Origin of the sequence: Lysinibacillus sp. UGB7, from assembly GCF_049058285.1 — a bacterium.
Lineage (GTDB): Bacteria > Bacillota > Bacilli > Bacillales_A > Planococcaceae > Lysinibacillus > Lysinibacillus sphaericus_B.
On record NZ_JBMGUV010000011.1, the window covers coordinates 134,238 to 151,692 of the forward strand.

The window sequence follows — 17,455 nt, forward strand, 5'->3', positions numbered from 1 at the left end:
AATAAAACCAGTCAAAACGAAACGTTCGCATGGCTGGTTTTATCATCACAAAATTAGATTATTGCCACGGCTACCTTATAGCCTCCTTACTAGCAACTTCCCTCATATACAAGTATGTAAATCAATGTATACATAACAAGAATTAGGGAAACCTACTGTTATTGCTAAATCAGGAGGTACAATCATGCAGTTATTATTTCTATCATTGGTTGTTATTTCGAACTTGTTTCAACCTCAAACAACGCCAGAAGTTTCGACAGACAATATTTGTGCACCCGTTGAAACATCCAGCCCAACTTTACAATACCCTGTCAATCAAACTAAATCATTTCTAGATAAAGACGAATTTTATCAGCAATTAGATAGAACAATCTACGAGGAATATAACAATGCTACGTTTAGTATGCGTCAAAAAATACTGTTTAAAGACGTACCGGATGCTGAGCATACATTTAATGTGAAAACGAATCATGCCAATGACAAAATGGATCTTTCCAATCACACATTTATTCATCCGAATCGACAAGTATATTTTTTGGCATCTTTTTATCAAAATGGACAAGAAGAATTCCATAAATTCGTTGTCATTGATGCCGAAACAAAAAGCATACTTCTCGGTGGAAGTCATTATCATCATTACGATAACCCCTATCAACAAGCTGATAGTCAATGAATAGAGAGTTAGTTTATATAATCTCTATAGTTAATAGTATGCATGAAAAACCATTTCTAGAAGTATTACATTAAAAATAGATTGTCAACTTCTCTATAAATCACGACCAGGCAACTTTTTATCCCAAATTTCTTGTGTTATTTCCTCTATAAACTGCTGAAGTGGCATAGTCGTTAATTCTGACTTACCGTATTTACGAACTGTCACACTTTGGTTGTCACATTCTTTGTCACCGAGCACTAGAATGTACGGTATCTTTTTCATCTGGGCTTCTCGTATTTTTTTCCCAAGTTTTTCTTGATGATTATCTTCACTAACACGTATTTGTTCCTGTTGTAAGGCTTGCATCACTTGCTGTACATATACTTGATGCGAATCTGCTACACCAATCACTTTTACTTGTTGAGGTGCTAACCATGTTGGGAAGGCACCTCCAAAATGTTCAATCAAAATGCCTAGAAAACGGTCAAGTGAGCCAAAAACAGCACGATGAATGACGACAGGCCTTACTTTTTCATTTAGCTCATTAATGTATGTTAAATCGAACTTCTCTGGCAATTGGAAATCGAGTTGGACTGTTGCACACTGATGGCTTCGCTTAATGGCGTCTTTAATATGAATATCGATTTTTGGTCCATAGAATGCCCCGTCACCTTCATTCATTATATAAGGGTATCCTAAATGATTTAGTACGTTTTCTAATGCCGTTTCGGCTTGGTCCCAAAGCTTAATATCCCCCATAAAGTCATCAGGGCGTGTCGACAATTCAATGTCGTATTGAAAGCCAAATACCTTATACACCTGATCAATAATTTTTAGCGCGAGCGCGATTTCGTCCTCTATTTGTTGAGGTGTCACAAAAATATGCGCATCATCTTGGCAAAACGAACGTACACGTAGAAGTCCATTTAAAGCGCCGCTAAACTCATGACGATGAACTTGACCAAATTCAGCCATACGAATCGGTAAATCTCTGTAAGAATGGCGTTCATTTTTGAACATCAACATATGCCCTGGACAGTTCATTGGTTTTAAAGCGAAGCTTTGTTCATCTACCTGTGTAAAATACATATTCTCTTTATAGTGATCCCAATGTCCTGATTGTTCCCATAAGCGCTGATTCATCATCAACGGTGTACGTACTTCTTGGTAGTCATATTTTGTTTGTAGATTGCGTAAAAAGGACTCCAATTCATTTCGAATGATTTGACCATTTGCTAAGTAAAATGGCATACCAGGTGCTTCTTCTGAAAACATAAACAAATCAAGTTCTTTTCCAAGTTTACGATGATTGCGCTTTTCAGCTTCTTCTAAGAAAACAAAGTAATCATTCATTTCCTCATTTGTCGCAAATGCTACGCCATAAATACGTTGCAACATTTGATTTTGGCTATTACCACGCCAGTACGCACCTGAAACATGCATTAATTTAAAATGTTGTAATTTACCTGTTGAAGATACATGTGGCCCACGACATAAATCATAAAATTCATCCTGTTCATAAACCGACACAATATCGTTTTCAGGGATATCCTCTAGGAGCTCTAACTTTAACTTATCGTGTGCAAATAGCTGTTTCGCTTCTTCTCGCGTTACCTCTTTTCGCAAGATTTGAATATTTTCTTGAACAATTTGCTTCATCATTTTTTCTATTTGTTGTAAATCACTTGGTACAAGCGTATGTGCCATGTTGATATCATAATAAAATCCATTTTCGATGACCGGCCCTACACCAAATTGAGCTGTTGGAAATAAGCGCTTAAAAGCTTGTGCTAATAAATGAGCTGTTGAGTGTCGAATAACCTCTATTCCTTCTTTTGAGCGAGCATCGTATAGTGTAATTTGTGCATCTTCCACTATCGGGCGTGTCAAATCAATGATGGTTCCGTTGACACTTCCTGCAATTGCTTTCTTACGTAAACCTGGACTAATCGCTTGTGCAATGTCGGTTAGTGTAACACCTTTTGTAAATACTTGTTGTTTACCATCTGGAAACTGAATGTTAATTGATTGATTTGACATGTTCTCTTCTCCTTTTCTGTAAATATAAAAAAACACATAGCCGCCCCAAAAAGGGACGAGTATGTGTTAATTACCCGTGGTTCCACCCAAATTCCCACTAGATGCTCTAGTGGCTCATTGACTATGCTGTAACGTCGCATACACGGTGCAAGTTTCCAAGCACTGCTCCTAGGTAGTAAGGTTTGATGCTGCATTAGGAAGTTCTCAGCCTAGACTTCCCTCTCTGTGAATCGTTCAATCAAAACTCATGTCCTAATCATCGCTGTTTTCATTGTTTCATGAAATTGATATTCACTATATCGGACACGCCATAACTTGTCAATAATTGAAAATTATTTTTAATGTACGCTGAATTCTCTTTATTTGTTGATACAGCAATGTATTTTTACAGCTATTTCACCATAAAAAAATATTTTTATTCCTCATTGTTTCGTCATCACACACTCCAAAAGCAATTTATGTTGTCCGTGCATCATCTTCGTCTGTTATATTTTCATAATACACTCCAATTATTGTATGTATACCTATCGAGTGCTAGCAAACCATGGGGGTTTTCTTCAACTCCCATGGTTTGCTAGTTGAACCAATCAGGCTTTTACGGTCAGTGCATAGACCATCTCGGGCTTACTGACCGTTCATGCGGGAAAAAGCCCGTAATCTCAAGACTTATTGAACATCTAATATTTCTTTGTTTGACTGCCAACTAATTTGAATAATCGTTTCGGAGGTACTTTCATTGAAAATTTTAGCCATATCTTTTTTAGGTATACTAACTTTACCATCACTATTTACACGAATATCTAACATATCCAGTGAGTCTTGTGCACCTTCAATATTTATGTGTAAATCGCCAAGTTCTAGTTCATCACCAAGATAAATTAGCTGTAAGCCGTTATTGGTATTACTGTGATAAATTGCTTTCCAATGCTCGCTTTTTGCCACATAATGTACTTCTTGAGAGCCCTCGCTACATGCACCTAATATGAAAATCATTAACAGCAGGCAGTAGTATTTTTTCATCGATTTCACTTCTTTCTTTAGTCCCCCTTTTATTCCTAACCCTAGTAACATAAGATGAATATTCCCAGGTGTAACTAAACCCCTCACTATAGTTTATGACCTACTTCCTATATTGCATAAAAATGCAAGCAAGAGGAGAAATCACCCTCTTACAAATAATATTCCCCTTCGACGCTACTCTCCCTTGAATCTTGCGTTTACATATGAATTGTCAAACACAGTGGAAGTGAAAAGTAGTTAGTCCCCTTGCATGACAATTGCTAATCCTGTAGGTTTTTCTCCAAAGACGTCACTGTATTCTTTAAAGACAAAGTCTAGTCCTGCAATATCGTCAGGCAACGGTGGCGTAACAACAAAGTTAGTACTATAATGTCCTGTTGACCCTCCACTGCGATCCAACCGACATTCATAAGGTTCCCCTAAAGACAACTCAAAATGATTGCGAGAAGATTTTTGAATAAGATTTATGGGCGTATCATTTGTAGCATCCCAATCGACGAGTAGTTGTACAACGCTAGCATTTTCATATTGACGTATAAAGCTTACCGTGTAATTTCGTCCATCCTTTTCAAGCGATTTTAAAACGGGGATGTACTTCCTAAAATCAGTTGGTTCAACACGTGGTTTATAATGATTCTCCGTTCTCATCATGTAAAATAACGAGGCAAGATAGGCTTCATAAAAACCGTATTTTTTAGCCCATATTGACATTGCCTCATCTGGAGGAAGACCTGGATTATTGTTTGAAAGGTTTCTACGCTGTTGTATTAACGCACAAATTTGTTCATCAATCGTGAGAAGTTGCTCATCATAATGATCTGTTGGACCACTATCAGATTCTCGGTTCAAGTTACTCCTCCTTAAATTAAATAATAAAAAATAATGATTTACACCATAAATTGGGTAAACCATGCTACATATTTGGCACCCGGGATAAATAAAACTTGTGCTAAGATTGTTCCTAACAAACGAGACCCCATCATCATTACCGAGACTCTTTTTAGACTAAGATAACTACCTCTTTGATTGATTACATCATCTGCAAGAATTGAAATTTTCGGGTCAATGAATACGATCAATAACATCGTCGCCACCCCATTGATAAGTCCCGAAGCCATCACCGCCGTTGTCTCTCTTTCAGGCACCAATAAAGAAGCATAAAGTGCCGACAAAACACCTATCGTATAAATCGCTGTAATCACTACATTAATGATAAATAATTTAAGTGGGATGTCGCGCCAACTGATTCCCTTTAAATAGGAGAAGCTCGGCACACGTATATGCTTCATCCCTCGTTTAAAATATTCCATACTAAAGCCCTTTTTTATAAGTCCAGGAATAGATCCTCTTTCCTCTGACAAATGAATAATTGCTCTCGAAAAAATGGCTACAAACGTTGGTAACAAAAGAATACCTAGTAAAGTTCCGAGTGAAGCAGAGCCAATAATAATGCGAAATTGCTGCTCTACAAACGCAAAGGTGTTTTCCTCGGGTGCTTTATCTATCAAACTCCCTGTAAAGGGTTGTTGCATCATATTCGCTAACCTTGATACCATTACCATGACATTAAACAGTGATAGTGCCGAAGCTAATAATTTCACACGAGCTCCCGATAAACGCACTGCATATGCGAGTGTTTCAATGGAATGTATGATGAGAATGAATAAAGATATCATGATGAGCTTTTCCGTTAATATGTCCAAATATTTATACCTTCTTTTCAGCAAGCGCTTGTTTTCTAAGCACTCACGCTTTTATTCATCTGAAAATGCTGTCACCATTTTGGTGAGTGTTTTCTATTTCCCCTTTCTTTTTTAAAAATAAAGTGAAGAATTTAAGCCAAACACGCCTTTCATTATTATATTTTACGAAATTGATGTTAATAAGTTCCGTTGAACACTATATTTTACATTTTATTTCCAAAAACAAAAAAATACTATTCATAAGATTTCCCTTGTGAATAGCATTTTATAGATTAATTAATGGTTTATGACAAACTCATTGTTCCAACTTGTAGACTCTGAAAGTTGATAGGTCACCATATTGGCAGTTACGGCGAGTACGATGCCAGCTCGAAAGCTCGTCACATTTGTAGGATTCTCTAATACTAAAACGACATAGCCTTCCCCTTGCCCCTGTTCGTCTACCGCGTTTGTGGCATCAAATTCAAAAGTTGCATACGAATCTTCACCCTGCGAAACGAGTAAACGCTCCTCTTTAAATACCCCCTGCTCTTTCAAATTGTAGCACACTGGCATCCATCCTTCTGACCAGTCAATAGTACCGAGTATTTCTTTTTTGCGACTGGCGAGTTTGCCAATTGAGAATGTAAAATATATCTTTATAATAGCCTGATCCAACTCATTTTTCCCTGCACACGTCGCTGCTACTTGAAGTTTAATATCTTCTTTTGAGAGTTTAAATACAGCAACTAAAATCGCAATAAAAATACACATGACAAGCACGACGCCAATAATAATCAACCCCATTAGACCCCTCCTATCTTCCCAATTACTATTACCAATAGATTACCATGTTTTGGGTATAATAGTATGTTTTCACCAAACAATCTTAGGATATGACATGGGCATAAATGATGTGACAAAAAACGGGATGCCTTACTTAAGAAGTAATAAGTAGGCATCCCATTCATTTGTGAGATCGTAGAAGGTAGAAGGTAGAAGCTTTCATTGACCTCGCTCATTCATTATTTTTTTCTATTTTGTCGTTTGCAATTCAGCAGTTACTGTAAAAGGCATTTTTAAATATTCGTACTGAATGGTAATCTTTTGGATATCTGAAGCATTTACCTTTAGAGCGTAGTGCTGTGGCTGCTTGCCAATTGCCTGTCTATCTATGTATTGACTAGGGAAAATCTTCACTTGCTGTAATTTATGAAATGTAAAGTTTGGATTGCCTTCTATTTTAGTTTCTGCTTCAAATGGCTCAGACTTACTTACCACCAATTCAACACTTTCAGGATGCTTTTCATTGACGACAATACTCTGTAACTGAATCTCCCGCAGTCCCTTATTGTCAATTTCTATAAATCGAACCGTTGAATTATCATCAAGGCTTGTATAACCATTTATGACAAGTGGTGGATTACTTTTTAGATAGATAATCAAAACAGCCCCCACCACAAACAAACTAAAAAACACAACAAATAGTACTTTTTTCATTCTATTCCTCTCTTTCCTGCTTCACAACAAGTATAGCGAGAAATCATTGCCAGTGGAATCGATTTTTTCATTATCAAAAATTCACAGTACTTTACAATGTTTTGTTCAATACAATTTCATCACGTATCGGAATACCTTGATCGCCAATCAATGGGATTTCAGGCTTATTAGCTCTTGCAAGCTCTACTGCATTTTGTAGGATTTCTACTAAATGATACCCTCTTTTTTGATAAAATCTTAATGCTGGTAAATTATCGTTTGTGGTAATAAGCGTCATCATGATGCAGTCATTTTGGGCTGCATTTTTTTCTACGGCTTGTACAAGTAATGAACCAACACCTTTTCCACCATCTATACTATCGAGCGAAATAATTTCACATGTCTCACCACGAATAATATAGGTGACTAGGCCCATAATTGTTTGATCTTCATCAACATAAGCAAAGCCATCTAATTGGCTACAGTCATAGATGCCACTGGAAATAACCATCTCTGTGCTTCCCCAATGCTCTTTAAAAAACTGCAAAACTTTTTGTTGAGGCAACTGCTGAATTAGTACAATTGACATTTATATATCTCCTACTCTAAATTGAAATATGAAATACACCCGCAACCGCTTTTTGAATACCTAAAAACACCGCCCACGAAATAATGCCCAGTCCAATCGCAAACACAATATGGACGGATGATTTCATCGCCATATAGATGACAAAAAGCATGACCATCGTTGCTGGAAGACCGACCAAAACACCAACTGTAAATCGTTGGATATGGTCACTCGATTCACTTTGAACCGTCAGCCAAATAATACTTAAAATACTGACAAGTGGTAGAGCTGCAATAATGCCCCCGTATGTAGGGAACCTCCTTGCCACCTCTGTTACGATACCAATAATTGCTGCGGAGCTAAGAATTTTTAACAGTGTATACATTACTTCGACACCTCACTTAATAGACGAAATGCCTGTAAGATTGTTTGCTGTTCACTAGCTGATAAATGATTTAGTGCATACTGTAGCTTCTGATCATCCAATTCAGTGTTTTTCTTTACGACAGTTAGCCCTTGCGCCGTTAGGTGGAGATTCACTTTGCGCTGATCATCAACTGCCCGCTCCTTTTGCACCCACCCATTACGTACTAGTTTTTTTATATGTTCAGACGCTGTATTTTGTGAAATATTCAATAACTCGGCAATTTGACGAACCGTCACTTCATCTTCCTTTTGAATCATTTGCAATATGCGGACACTCTGATGCGAAATAACATCCTCATGTGTAGCGTGCAGATGATAGAAAATGGTTGTAAAATAATTATTTATATCCTCAATCATGACTATTACTCCTTTATTATATCGTTAGAAACGATTATATCGTAATTATCGATATATTAAAAGAGGATTTTTTTAGGAGGGTATCTCGTTATCCCTTAACTTTTTGGATTTATCGCCTAACTTGTTTGTTTTATCACCCATCTTTTGTGATTTATCGCCCAACTTTTGCTATTTATCGACATTTTAAATGAACTGCCTCTATCTCCTGAGTTTGATAATAAGTAGTGCATGTATTACAAATAAATTACTCCTTTTCTTTATTTCGTTTCCTTAAAATGTTAAGATAATTGTAGTTTTCTTTACAAGGAGGAATCGAAATGGTCGCATTCTTTTGTAATGCTTGCTCTAGAACCACATCTTTGCAGGTCAAAGAGATCTAGATTAAGTTAACCCAGATGAAACATAATGGATGATCTCTTTAGGCCACAACCAAAAGCCTATATGTAATGGAGTGATTTCACATGGAAAAACAAACAATCCAGCCGTTTTTAACGGTTGCTAACTATCATTTACTCGAGCAACAAATGAATAAAATCTTACAAGCACTTGCTACAACAAAAGATAAAAATGTCATTCTCGCCGTTCGCGGTATTGTTGAAACTGAAATTACAACGAAGGTTACAATGACTGCTGCCGAAGCTCAGCTTATCGAGACGCTATTTACCGTAACAGAGCGTAAACAGGGTGAGGATTATTTAGAAAGTTTAAAGCCCTACGTCATCCCTTTCAAACCAGTCACAGCAAGTACGATAAAAAGCTTGTTCAAAAAGGAAAAAAAGTTAAAGTTGCCCAGTTTGAATGATATGGATTTTCGGCAAATGTGCTATTTAGCTTGGGATGATCCTGGTACGCATCGAAAATATGTACTCATCGAGCAAGAAGGGCAGCTAAAAGCCATTAAAGGTATTTTCGCAAACAGTACGATTCGTGGTATTTGTGCGATCTGTAACCGTCACTCCGATGTTGGTCTTTTTACAACTTCCGTTAAAGGCCAAGTCGTTGGAACATTTACCAATCACAGTAATTACATTTGTGCGGACAGTGCCAACTGTAATCAGCATGTAGCTGATATGCAAAAAGTAAATGCTTTTTTCAATCGCATCACACAATAATAAACGGGCCTTCTCCTTGATAGGGAGAAGGCTTTTTATTTAGCTCAGCTATTCGGTTCTAAATGGAGTATGTCCCTTAAATTTTTGAGGAGTACTGTTTGAATATTCTCTAACTTATCCATCACCTATTTTGGATAGTATCGTTTTCTGTTTGTCAATATAAAAGTATTATGTAATGTTGTATAGCTTATTGATTATCCTTCACTAAACGTAACCCTGTTATATCCTCCGTTGTTGATGACATGCTGAGATCTTAATACTTAGATTGGATATTTTGCCTTCATCAATGTGACCTTCCATTTGTGTCATATCCATTACTGTCTTAATTTTCACTAGCTTTTTTTGTTGTCCGTGAAGCGTAACCTCGTATGGTGCATTATTATTCATGAAGATCATTTTTTCCTTGTAGTGGGCATCATTAAATTCTACTTGAAACGTAACATCATCCTTACTTAAATTATGTAGCGCTAATAGGCAAGCCCCTTGTAAAGTATTTTCATCCAGTATTTCAAATGTACAATCACTTTTATAGGCTTCAAACGATATTGCCTCAATGCCTGTTGCAAATGTAATTTGATAGATATAAACAAAGAAAGATGGTATAAAGACAAAGCTTAAAATCACAGTTACATATACCATAAAGAAATGTTTCTTCAATGCCCTCCTTAAAAAATAAAGACTTCCGATTAGTAAGATGATTGCAAATATACTCTTTACTTGAATAGCATCAAGTGTAACGATAGGAACATTCAACAAAACAACATCGCTAATATTATTCAACGCATCGGGTACGGCATCGCTAGCAATATACCAACGAATAACAGCACTATGGCTATACTAAAGTAACGCCTACTTTTTATCATATATCACCCCTCCTCTTGTCTGTACATTCTAATTTAGATTCGCATTAATACAGACATAATACTCAAATAACTAACAAAATAAGCAAGTGTGCTCAACATTAACATTTACTTAAGAAGATAAAGGCCTATTAGAAATTCTCTCGCTTCTGTATGAACCGTTTGATCCATCATGCTTGGTTGCTTTGGAATTTGAAATCGCTTGTAAAAATACTTATCTAGTAATAACCATCCACTAATACATGATGACACCATATATTCTGAGCTGGAGCATGTGTTTCCACCTCACTTCTTTACTTATACGGTTAAAACAGCAAAAAGTTTCAATATATTTACATGCCTTTCAATATACCCCACAAAAAAAGGCTATCACCAAAAGCAAGTGTAAACCGACTTTTTGGTGAAGCCTATCTTTTCTAAGATTGAAGTTTTCGCTTGTCCGTTTTAATGATAGAGGATGCGATAATCACAAACCCAAGCATTAAAATAAAGATTAAATCTAGTAAACCCGTATGCATCGATACGGTAAACAACGTAATAATAAATGCGTATGCTACAGTATGGAAACTGCGAATTCCCTCCTGCTTCACTTTATTATAGATTAATGAAATTAACACACCATATAACAGGAAGCCAATCGCCACTAACAAATAACCACCATCTAAGAACAATTGTCCTATAAAGGTCGGGGTTGTTGTTCGTGTTTCACGAGTAATAAATATACCATCTTTTACACTTATTGAGTTTACGACTTCTGTTACCTTCATGCGAGGTGAAGTTTGTTCACCTGGTAAAATCGTATTGAAAATCCCCTTGTGCATTTCACCATTTAAGTGCCCTTCATCTTGTGTATACTCAATAATCTTACTCAAAACGATATGGCTTGTTACACTTTCCGCGTTTATGGCACGCATCCATTTTGGTGTTAAGTTTACCTTTTGTTCAGCCGTTAATAGCTTCTCTTTTGCCTCTGCTGTTAATTCCACATTCGGTTGATCACGGTTATTAAAATCTTTTGATAAATCCTCTGTGAGGACACGTATAAATCCAAACATTGAGAAAGCAACACCAATCACGACTAATGCCGTTAAGAACCACGTCAACTTTACTCGTTTAACCACATAGTGGAAAATGATGATTCCTGTAAACAACATGATGATTAATGGCGTTCGATAGCCCATTAATAAGAACAGGAACATCACCACCGCGAAAATTGAACCGTAGATGATTGCCTTTTTCCATGTCATATTCTTTTCCAAAATCATTTTATAAGACAACAGCAATAAAGTCCCAAACCATAATAACTGGCTAAAGAAGTTTAACTTTGGGTCTAGATTACGGCGGTTTGCTTCGTCAGTAATCCCTAAGTCGCCACTAAAAATCATCATTAAATAGGCACCTAGCCCAAGCAAAGTTAATATAATAACAAAGTGAATCACATATTTTCCTAGGAGCGAAAGCCCGAATGAAGGAATCGTCCACTGGCGTTTATCGATCATATATACACCTATGTAATAGCAGACAAGAGCTAAAATAACGACTGGCCATATGGATATACGTACACTGAATTGTTCAAATTTATGCCAATCAAATAAGCTTGTAAAGAAATATAGCACTAAAATAAACGGTAAAAAGAAATACGGTGAAAACATATCAATCTTATTTAACTTTCCAAAAAAATGTTTCAATTTACTCATACCAATCACACCTTCTAAAGATGTTATTTCCCCTCCTCTTCAATCAACAAATTATTACCAATTTCTATGTAAAACAAAAATAGTATATCATATATAAAATTTCAATTATAGAAAAAAATACTATTTTTTATAATAAATACATCAAAGAATATAATATTAATAATTTTCCATTATTTATATTTTCAAAAAAATCCATTCGTGGTCGAACGTGAATGGATTCTATTAGGAAAAATATTTTGGAAGGGGTGCTTTTCTTATCTAATATTAAGTTAGAATACTGAAAATATGTAATAACATTTTGATGAATTATTTCACTCTAAAAGCAAGTACCGACGAATCAAAGGGGAGGAAACTCTGCTCGATACTCACTTTTCAAGGCAAAATAAAAACACCCTCTTACTACTGAAGGTGCGTCTGTTACTCTATCCAAAATATGTTTCAATTAACTCTTCTTCAGAATAAAAGATATCATTTTTATTGTTTTGATACTCAAATTTCAAATCTTTATAACTGGTTAATAACCCCATTTTCTCTTTAATTTTATTCTGAACATCCATTATCTGTTTCCCAAAATGTTCATCCTCAACAGTTTCTTGAGCCCTATAGTATATCCTAGGTGAAACAATTGAATTTATTGTATCAATTTCATTGTTATTTATCTTTAATTTGAGTGCGTATCGTCTTCTATAATTTCTGTGCTAATAGTCCCTTTTTTATACGAAGCTATAAATCTATTATCTCTGCTCTGAACCTTAAAACCCCACGCTTCCAAATACCGTAATAATTTATCGTTCAAACTAATAATTGCTTGTTTCATTTCTGGTTGAACTTTGTTTTCTGCAAGCAAATTTAGTTCAGCTTCAAGTAAATTATTTTCCTCTTATAATTCCATAAGCTTCATAAAATTCCCTATACTATACATTCCAATCACTCCCACTCTCATAATGTGAGAAGTAACAAATTGGAACAATTTTCTACAAATTCACTCTCAAAACTACACCAAACTCCGCCCTCTCATCACATTTTGTATTGGCTGTTTGATGCAGTCTTCAAAGCATAATAAAAACCTCCATCCCGCTCAGGATGAAGGCTCATCTTTTGTGGTAAACCTATTTAATTGTCGATAACTCACTTGCAAAATCGTGGTAGAACTACACCATGTTATATTGGAAATCAAATTGTTTTTAGTTTACAGTGCATTTCCGTTCTGCTCCTTTTAGTCCTTTATATTATTTAGATACCTAATCTTTTAAAAAATATAGGCCGGTCATGTATGTCATGCCCCGAACAAGTTTATGGGTCGTCAGTCGCCTTCCTGGTAATTAATTTTTATAAATGCCAAGAACTGGATCACATGCACCACCACTTGCCTTTGGTAGTGTTGCCTCGATGCCATACATAGTTGTTTTAGCTCTAATGTAACTGCCGTTATCAACCTTCTCTACTGGCTGTCTTGCTTCCTCAATCGTTTCAACCATCCATCGATAATGCTCAATCCAGTGTAATAAATTTTCTTTATAACTTTATTTTGCCCTTGTTTGCCCATTAATTTTGCCCTCCTAAGTTGTGGTATAATGCTGTTAATGCAACATCAATGGGCATGAATCAATTCTAGGCTGTAGCGTCTGATACACTGCGGCTTTTTTAATGCATAAATAAACATAAAGTGTACAAAATAAATATTGTCATAAAGTTTTTCTCTACTGATTTAAAGCTGCAGCAACTCCCTTCGCTGCAGCTTTTTTTATGTTACAATTTACATAAAATACATATTAAGGTGATTCAAATGACATTTATCAGAAAATACTTATATATTTTTTACTTCGTCATATTGTTTTTACTTTTATCAGTTGGAGATTATTTCAGAAAAGGTAATTGGGATTTGAATGAAAAATTTTTTTATTCCTTATTTGCTACTATTGTTTATGCGTTTATAACATGGGCATGGGATAGTAAAAAAGATGAAAAGAAATAACATATTGTGCAGTTAATCTCTATACTGCAGCAACTTCCCTCGCTGCGGTTTTTTTAATTTAAATCTAATTCAAAGGCAATGAACTATATAAACATAGTAATCCAATCATAATAATAGTAATGTAAAGCTAAAATAGCCTTACACCTCCCGATTTGTTGGTTTGGGTCACTTTTGGATGGGAAGTGACCCTTTTCAGTAATATTCTTTTAATTAGGAATTATAAATATCTACTTCAATTGGATTTCATACAGCTCCACACGAACCACGTTCTTTATCAAACTACGTAATATGATTATTTATTTTTTACAAAAGGAAAGAATGATTGATTAGATGAATAGCATCTCTCCTATCTATAACTTTACATATTCTAGATTATAGAAAGGGGGAAATTTAATATGGGAAATGAAGTTTATGGTACAGACTATGGCAAACATGATAATTTATCATTCGCTCTAATCGTTGTCCTATTTATTCTTTTAATTATTGTCGGCGCTAGTTTCATGCATAATTAACACCTTCATTATTGGCAACAATCAATAATCTCTATTACTCCTTCTACAAACTATCATAATAATAGTATAATGCTTTTCTATAACCTTTATACACTGTTGTTATGACCAAAGGGTCGACCCCCACCCTGGTGACCCTTTTATTAGTTTCTTTCCTCACATGCATACTTAGTCACAACTCATTGAACATTTTCTTTCAAAGATTCACTTCTTCCACCTACGCAATTTACTAATGTGCTCTAGTTCTTTCCCAATGTTTTTTAATTGCCTTTACGTCTTGCATCCTCTGCATTTTAGTAGGATCATAAGCTTTACGTTTCGGACAGCCTTTGCCACTGAGATAGAAAATATGGTCCTGCTTTCAAAAGACATATCCATGCTTAATTTAAGAATTTCTTTTTCTGGAATTTCAACTGGATTTTCAGTCGATTTTTCATAATTAAAAACGCGATATAGGAATAATGCGTAGTGAGCTCTTGAGAGGGGTTCATCTGGTTTAAAGGTATTTTCATCACTAGCTGACCTCGCCCACTACCGTACTTACGGTTCCGTATACGGCGGTTCAATCTCTGGATTAAAATAATTATGTACTTAATCAAAAACCTCCATTAAAATGCAATGTGTAAATAAAATTTATAAAGGAGTAAGGCAACATGGATTCATTTTTTATAAATGATAAATTATGTAATGTTAACATCGTTCCTTATGAAGACAAATGCGGACTAAGAGACGACGGAACTTATTTGATTTGTTATAGAGGGTGGAATGTCAATTTCCACTACGATGAAAAGGAAATACTATACGCTTCTATATCTGAAGAAGAATCCCATATAATTAGATTTGGAAGCTTTCCATTTCCTACTTTTGGTAAAGATATAGAAATAGTAAAAGAATACTTACAGGAAAAACACGGAATAAAAGATTTTCGATATTATGATCTAGACAGTGATGAAGGTTATATAAATTTTTAATCATGAATTAGAAAATGACCAAGACGGCAATTAAGCTATCTTAGTCTTTAATGTTATGCAGGTATTGACTCGGCATACGATAAAATGCCAAGACGTTTCATCTCTGCAATTGCATTATCGGCAACTGCTTAAGTTGCGTATGTACCAGTAGTAAATCGCCACTCGTTACCATCTTGGACTATTTTTACATAATCAGCATTTGCGATTTTTTATTTACCTAGTTCTTGATTGAACACGGTGTAAAATCAAAGTTGGTAAGATTGTCATTGATCAGTTAATTCGTTATCAAAAGGTAATCAAAGAAAATTTGTTATCATACGGGGCTAGAGGTTGAGGATTATGTATTCCTTTCATTAGAAAGCATGATACCTATGCCGCTGACAACCCTACACAAAGGCTTTAAAAGAATTGTTCAACGTGCTGGACTAAAAGAGTGCACTATCCATTCTCTCAGGCACTCGCACGCTACTATTTTAATGAATGACGGTGTACCGGTAAGGGCGATTGCCGAACGATTGGGGAACACACCTGAAATGATTTATAAAACATACGGGCATGTATTGAGGGAAATGGAAGATAAAATTATAGATACATTTGACCGTGCTATTGAAACTGGGGCTAAAAGTGGGGCTAATCTCTAAGAGACAGCCCCAAAACCCCTATATCAAGACTGAACTGAACCCCGAATAGTGGACACTTTCAGCCAGTGTAATCTTTGTGGTTTCCCACTCTTGTTTAATTTCATCCCAATTAGCCATATCTCATAAACACCATCTCCAGAATCATGTCTGGTTCACGATGAACCTGACCTATTATGTATTCTACTCTCCAAAGCAAGTACCGTTTGTTTAGCAGCAAGGGGAGGTCTGCACGATACTGGCTTTTCAGGGCAAAATAAAAACACCCCGAAGGATGTTTATGTTTATTTCGATTTTTTTATAGCTAAAATTACTTTAATAGCTTCCTGTAATTTTACTTTTTTTAGCATATTTAATATTTCTAGAAAAAAATATAATGAAAACAAGATAGTATATGCTATTACAATTCCGGACAATATGAAAATGCATCCTCAACACTATTAATTATTTTTTCATCTCCCGTAGGAATTAAATAAATGGATAGTGCAGTAAAAATCGTAAAAAATGCTGTTATAAAGATAGCAATTATAGTTAATAAAGCAGTGAACGGAGTAACAAAAAAATTCTAATGGAGTTAAGATTATCTTTTTCCTCCGTTATAGTCTTTAATATAATTTTTAGTTCTTTTACACTCAATTTACCCACGTTTTTCTCTACATATTTTTCCATAGTGTTATAATCATAAATGTCTAGAACTAATATATCTTTAAAAAACCTATTAATCTCATCACTGTCATACAATAAACTAAAATTTTTATTCATTACTTATCCTCCCACTCAATAATAATCTGAGAGGTAAAAAATTGGAATAATTTTCTACAAATTCCACTTTCAAAACCACACCAAACTCGTCCCTCTCATCACATATAGTTTTGGCTGTTTGATGCAGTTTTCAAAGCATAATAAAAACCCTCATCCCCACTCAGGATGAAGGCTCGTCTATTGTGGTAAACCTATTTAGTTGTCGATAGCTCATTTGTAGGAGCACATAGAGCTTGACGTGCTATTGTAAGCGAATGTGTTTTACAGTGCATTTCCGTGCACATTGTTACTGTAGTAAGTTTGTTTTAGAAAGTTTGACTGAAAAATATTTAGAAAGTGGACAAAGTTCACATAAAAACCACTCCTTTATTTAGATCAATACGAAACTATGAATTGACACATATACTGAAAATAAAAATAGCCCGATCAGTAACCAACCATAAACTTTGTTCTCTCTCTGAAATTCTTCAATTCCTCGAGTTAACATGACTAAACCCGAGAAGAATACCATTAAAAAAATCAGATCGTAATCACGTGTTATAAGTAGATAAGCTGAGAGAGAGACTACTATGATTACAAAAACAATTTGTAAAATCTTCAGCATAATATTCCACTCCTCTTTAAATTTCATTTTTATTTATCATACAACAAAAAAGAGGTCATGGAAATGATTGTAAATTTTTAGCCCTTTATATTATTTAGAT

The 17,455-nt window shown here is 35.3% G+C and carries 19 protein-coding genes; 5 read left to right on the top strand and 14 right to left on the bottom strand.

Annotation, left to right across the window (positions count from 1 at the left end; translation table 11 throughout):
- The first annotated feature begins 184 nt into the window (after window positions 1-184).
- Window positions 185-673 (top strand): hypothetical protein, encoded by a 489-nt coding sequence (locus ACOMCU_RS12265; RefSeq protein ID WP_010859190.1) that lies wholly within the window; start codon window positions 185-187, stop codon window positions 671-673.
- Window positions 674-766: 93 nt separating this feature from the next.
- On the opposite strand, the gene thrS is transcribed toward ACOMCU_RS12265, so the two are convergent.
- The 9 genes from thrS to ACOMCU_RS12310 form a co-directional block, all read right to left on the bottom strand.
- Window positions 767-2,695, bottom strand: coding sequence for a threonine--tRNA ligase (gene thrS / locus ACOMCU_RS12270; protein WP_421050341.1), 1,929 nt, complete (start codon window positions 2,693-2,695; stop codon window positions 767-769).
- 666 nt (window positions 2,696-3,361) lie between these two features.
- Window positions 3,362-3,766: a hypothetical protein gene (locus ACOMCU_RS12275; RefSeq protein WP_010859188.1), complete on the bottom strand. Its 405-nt coding sequence runs from the start codon at window positions 3,764-3,766 to the stop codon at window positions 3,362-3,364.
- A gap of 186 nt (window positions 3,767-3,952) precedes the next feature.
- Window positions 3,953-4,564 (bottom strand): hypothetical protein, encoded by a 612-nt coding sequence (locus tag ACOMCU_RS12280; RefSeq protein WP_421050342.1) that lies wholly within the window; start codon window positions 4,562-4,564, stop codon window positions 3,953-3,955.
- A 38-nt stretch (window positions 4,565-4,602) separates the two neighbouring features.
- Complete coding sequence (locus tag ACOMCU_RS12285) at window positions 4,603-5,391, bottom strand: lipid II flippase Amj family protein (RefSeq protein WP_036131353.1); 789 nt, start codon at window positions 5,389-5,391, stop codon at window positions 4,603-4,605.
- A gap of 303 nt (window positions 5,392-5,694) precedes the next feature.
- On the bottom strand, window positions 5,695-6,204 hold the full coding sequence (locus ACOMCU_RS12290) for a hypothetical protein (RefSeq protein ID WP_010859185.1): 510 nt from the start codon (window positions 6,202-6,204) through the stop codon (window positions 5,695-5,697).
- Window positions 6,205-6,432: 228 nt separating this feature from the next.
- The gene (locus ACOMCU_RS12295; protein ID WP_010859184.1) at window positions 6,433-6,897 is read right to left on the bottom strand and encodes a hypothetical protein; all 465 of its coding nucleotides are present in this window, start codon (window positions 6,895-6,897) and stop codon (window positions 6,433-6,435) included.
- Window positions 6,898-6,988: 91 nt separating this feature from the next.
- On the bottom strand, window positions 6,989-7,465 hold the full coding sequence (locus tag ACOMCU_RS12300; RefSeq protein WP_421050343.1) for a GNAT family N-acetyltransferase: 477 nt from the start codon (window positions 7,463-7,465) through the stop codon (window positions 6,989-6,991).
- Between the two features lie 16 nt (window positions 7,466-7,481).
- Window positions 7,482-7,829, bottom strand: coding sequence for a DUF3147 family protein (locus ACOMCU_RS12305; RefSeq protein WP_010859182.1), 348 nt, complete (start codon window positions 7,827-7,829; stop codon window positions 7,482-7,484).
- Complete coding sequence (locus ACOMCU_RS12310; protein ID WP_421050344.1) at window positions 7,829-8,227, bottom strand: MarR family winged helix-turn-helix transcriptional regulator; 399 nt, start codon at window positions 8,225-8,227, stop codon at window positions 7,829-7,831. Before ACOMCU_RS12310 ends, ACOMCU_RS12305 begins: the two co-directional genes overlap by 1 nt.
- A 461-nt stretch (window positions 8,228-8,688) precedes the next feature.
- Between ACOMCU_RS12310 and ACOMCU_RS12315 the strand changes: the two genes are divergently transcribed.
- A complete protein-coding gene (locus ACOMCU_RS12315) occupies window positions 8,689-9,339 on the top strand; it encodes a FusB/FusC family EF-G-binding protein (RefSeq protein WP_421050345.1) in 651 nt (216 codons plus the stop codon).
- A gap of 219 nt (window positions 9,340-9,558) precedes the next feature.
- Here the strand turns inward: ACOMCU_RS12315 and ACOMCU_RS12320 are convergent, their stop codons facing one another.
- From ACOMCU_RS12320 to ACOMCU_RS12330, 3 genes are all read right to left on the bottom strand, one after another.
- Window positions 9,559-9,996 carry a hypothetical protein gene (locus ACOMCU_RS12320; RefSeq protein ID WP_421050346.1) on the bottom strand — a complete coding sequence of 146 codons (438 nt, stop codon included), beginning with the start codon at window positions 9,994-9,996 and terminating at the stop codon, window positions 9,559-9,561.
- A 619-nt stretch (window positions 9,997-10,615) separates the two neighbouring features.
- Complete coding sequence (locus tag ACOMCU_RS12325; RefSeq protein ID WP_010859178.1) at window positions 10,616-11,896, bottom strand: hypothetical protein; 1,281 nt, start codon at window positions 11,894-11,896, stop codon at window positions 10,616-10,618.
- A 1,322-nt stretch (window positions 11,897-13,218) separates the two neighbouring features.
- A complete protein-coding gene (locus ACOMCU_RS12330) occupies window positions 13,219-13,374 on the bottom strand; it encodes a hypothetical protein (RefSeq protein WP_421050347.1) in 156 nt (51 codons plus the stop codon).
- Between the two features lie 892 nt (window positions 13,375-14,266).
- Here ACOMCU_RS12330 and ACOMCU_RS12335 point away from each other — a divergent pair.
- The 3 genes from ACOMCU_RS12335 (at window position 14,267) to ACOMCU_RS12345 (ending at window position 15,992) form a co-directional block, all read left to right on the top strand.
- Window positions 14,267-14,383 (top strand): YjcZ family sporulation protein, encoded by a 117-nt coding sequence (locus ACOMCU_RS12335; protein WP_010859527.1) that lies wholly within the window; start codon window positions 14,267-14,269, stop codon window positions 14,381-14,383.
- Between the two features lie 650 nt (window positions 14,384-15,033).
- A complete protein-coding gene (locus ACOMCU_RS12340) occupies window positions 15,034-15,351 on the top strand; it encodes a hypothetical protein (protein ID WP_421050348.1) in 318 nt (105 codons plus the stop codon).
- Between the two features lie 305 nt (window positions 15,352-15,656).
- Window positions 15,657-15,992 carry a tyrosine-type recombinase/integrase gene (locus ACOMCU_RS12345; RefSeq protein WP_421050357.1) on the top strand — a complete coding sequence of 112 codons (336 nt, stop codon included), beginning with the start codon at window positions 15,657-15,659 and terminating at the stop codon, window positions 15,990-15,992.
- Window positions 15,993-16,520: 528 nt separating this feature from the next.
- Here ACOMCU_RS12345 and ACOMCU_RS12350 read toward each other — a convergent pair.
- The gene (locus ACOMCU_RS12350; protein ID WP_421050349.1) at window positions 16,521-16,751 is read right to left on the bottom strand and encodes a hypothetical protein; all 231 of its coding nucleotides are present in this window, start codon (window positions 16,749-16,751) and stop codon (window positions 16,521-16,523) included.
- Window positions 16,752-17,121: 370 nt separating this feature from the next.
- Window positions 17,122-17,382, bottom strand: coding sequence for a DUF3953 domain-containing protein (locus tag ACOMCU_RS12355; RefSeq protein WP_421050350.1), 261 nt, complete (start codon window positions 17,380-17,382; stop codon window positions 17,122-17,124).
- Window positions 17,383-17,455 lie beyond the last annotated feature (73 nt).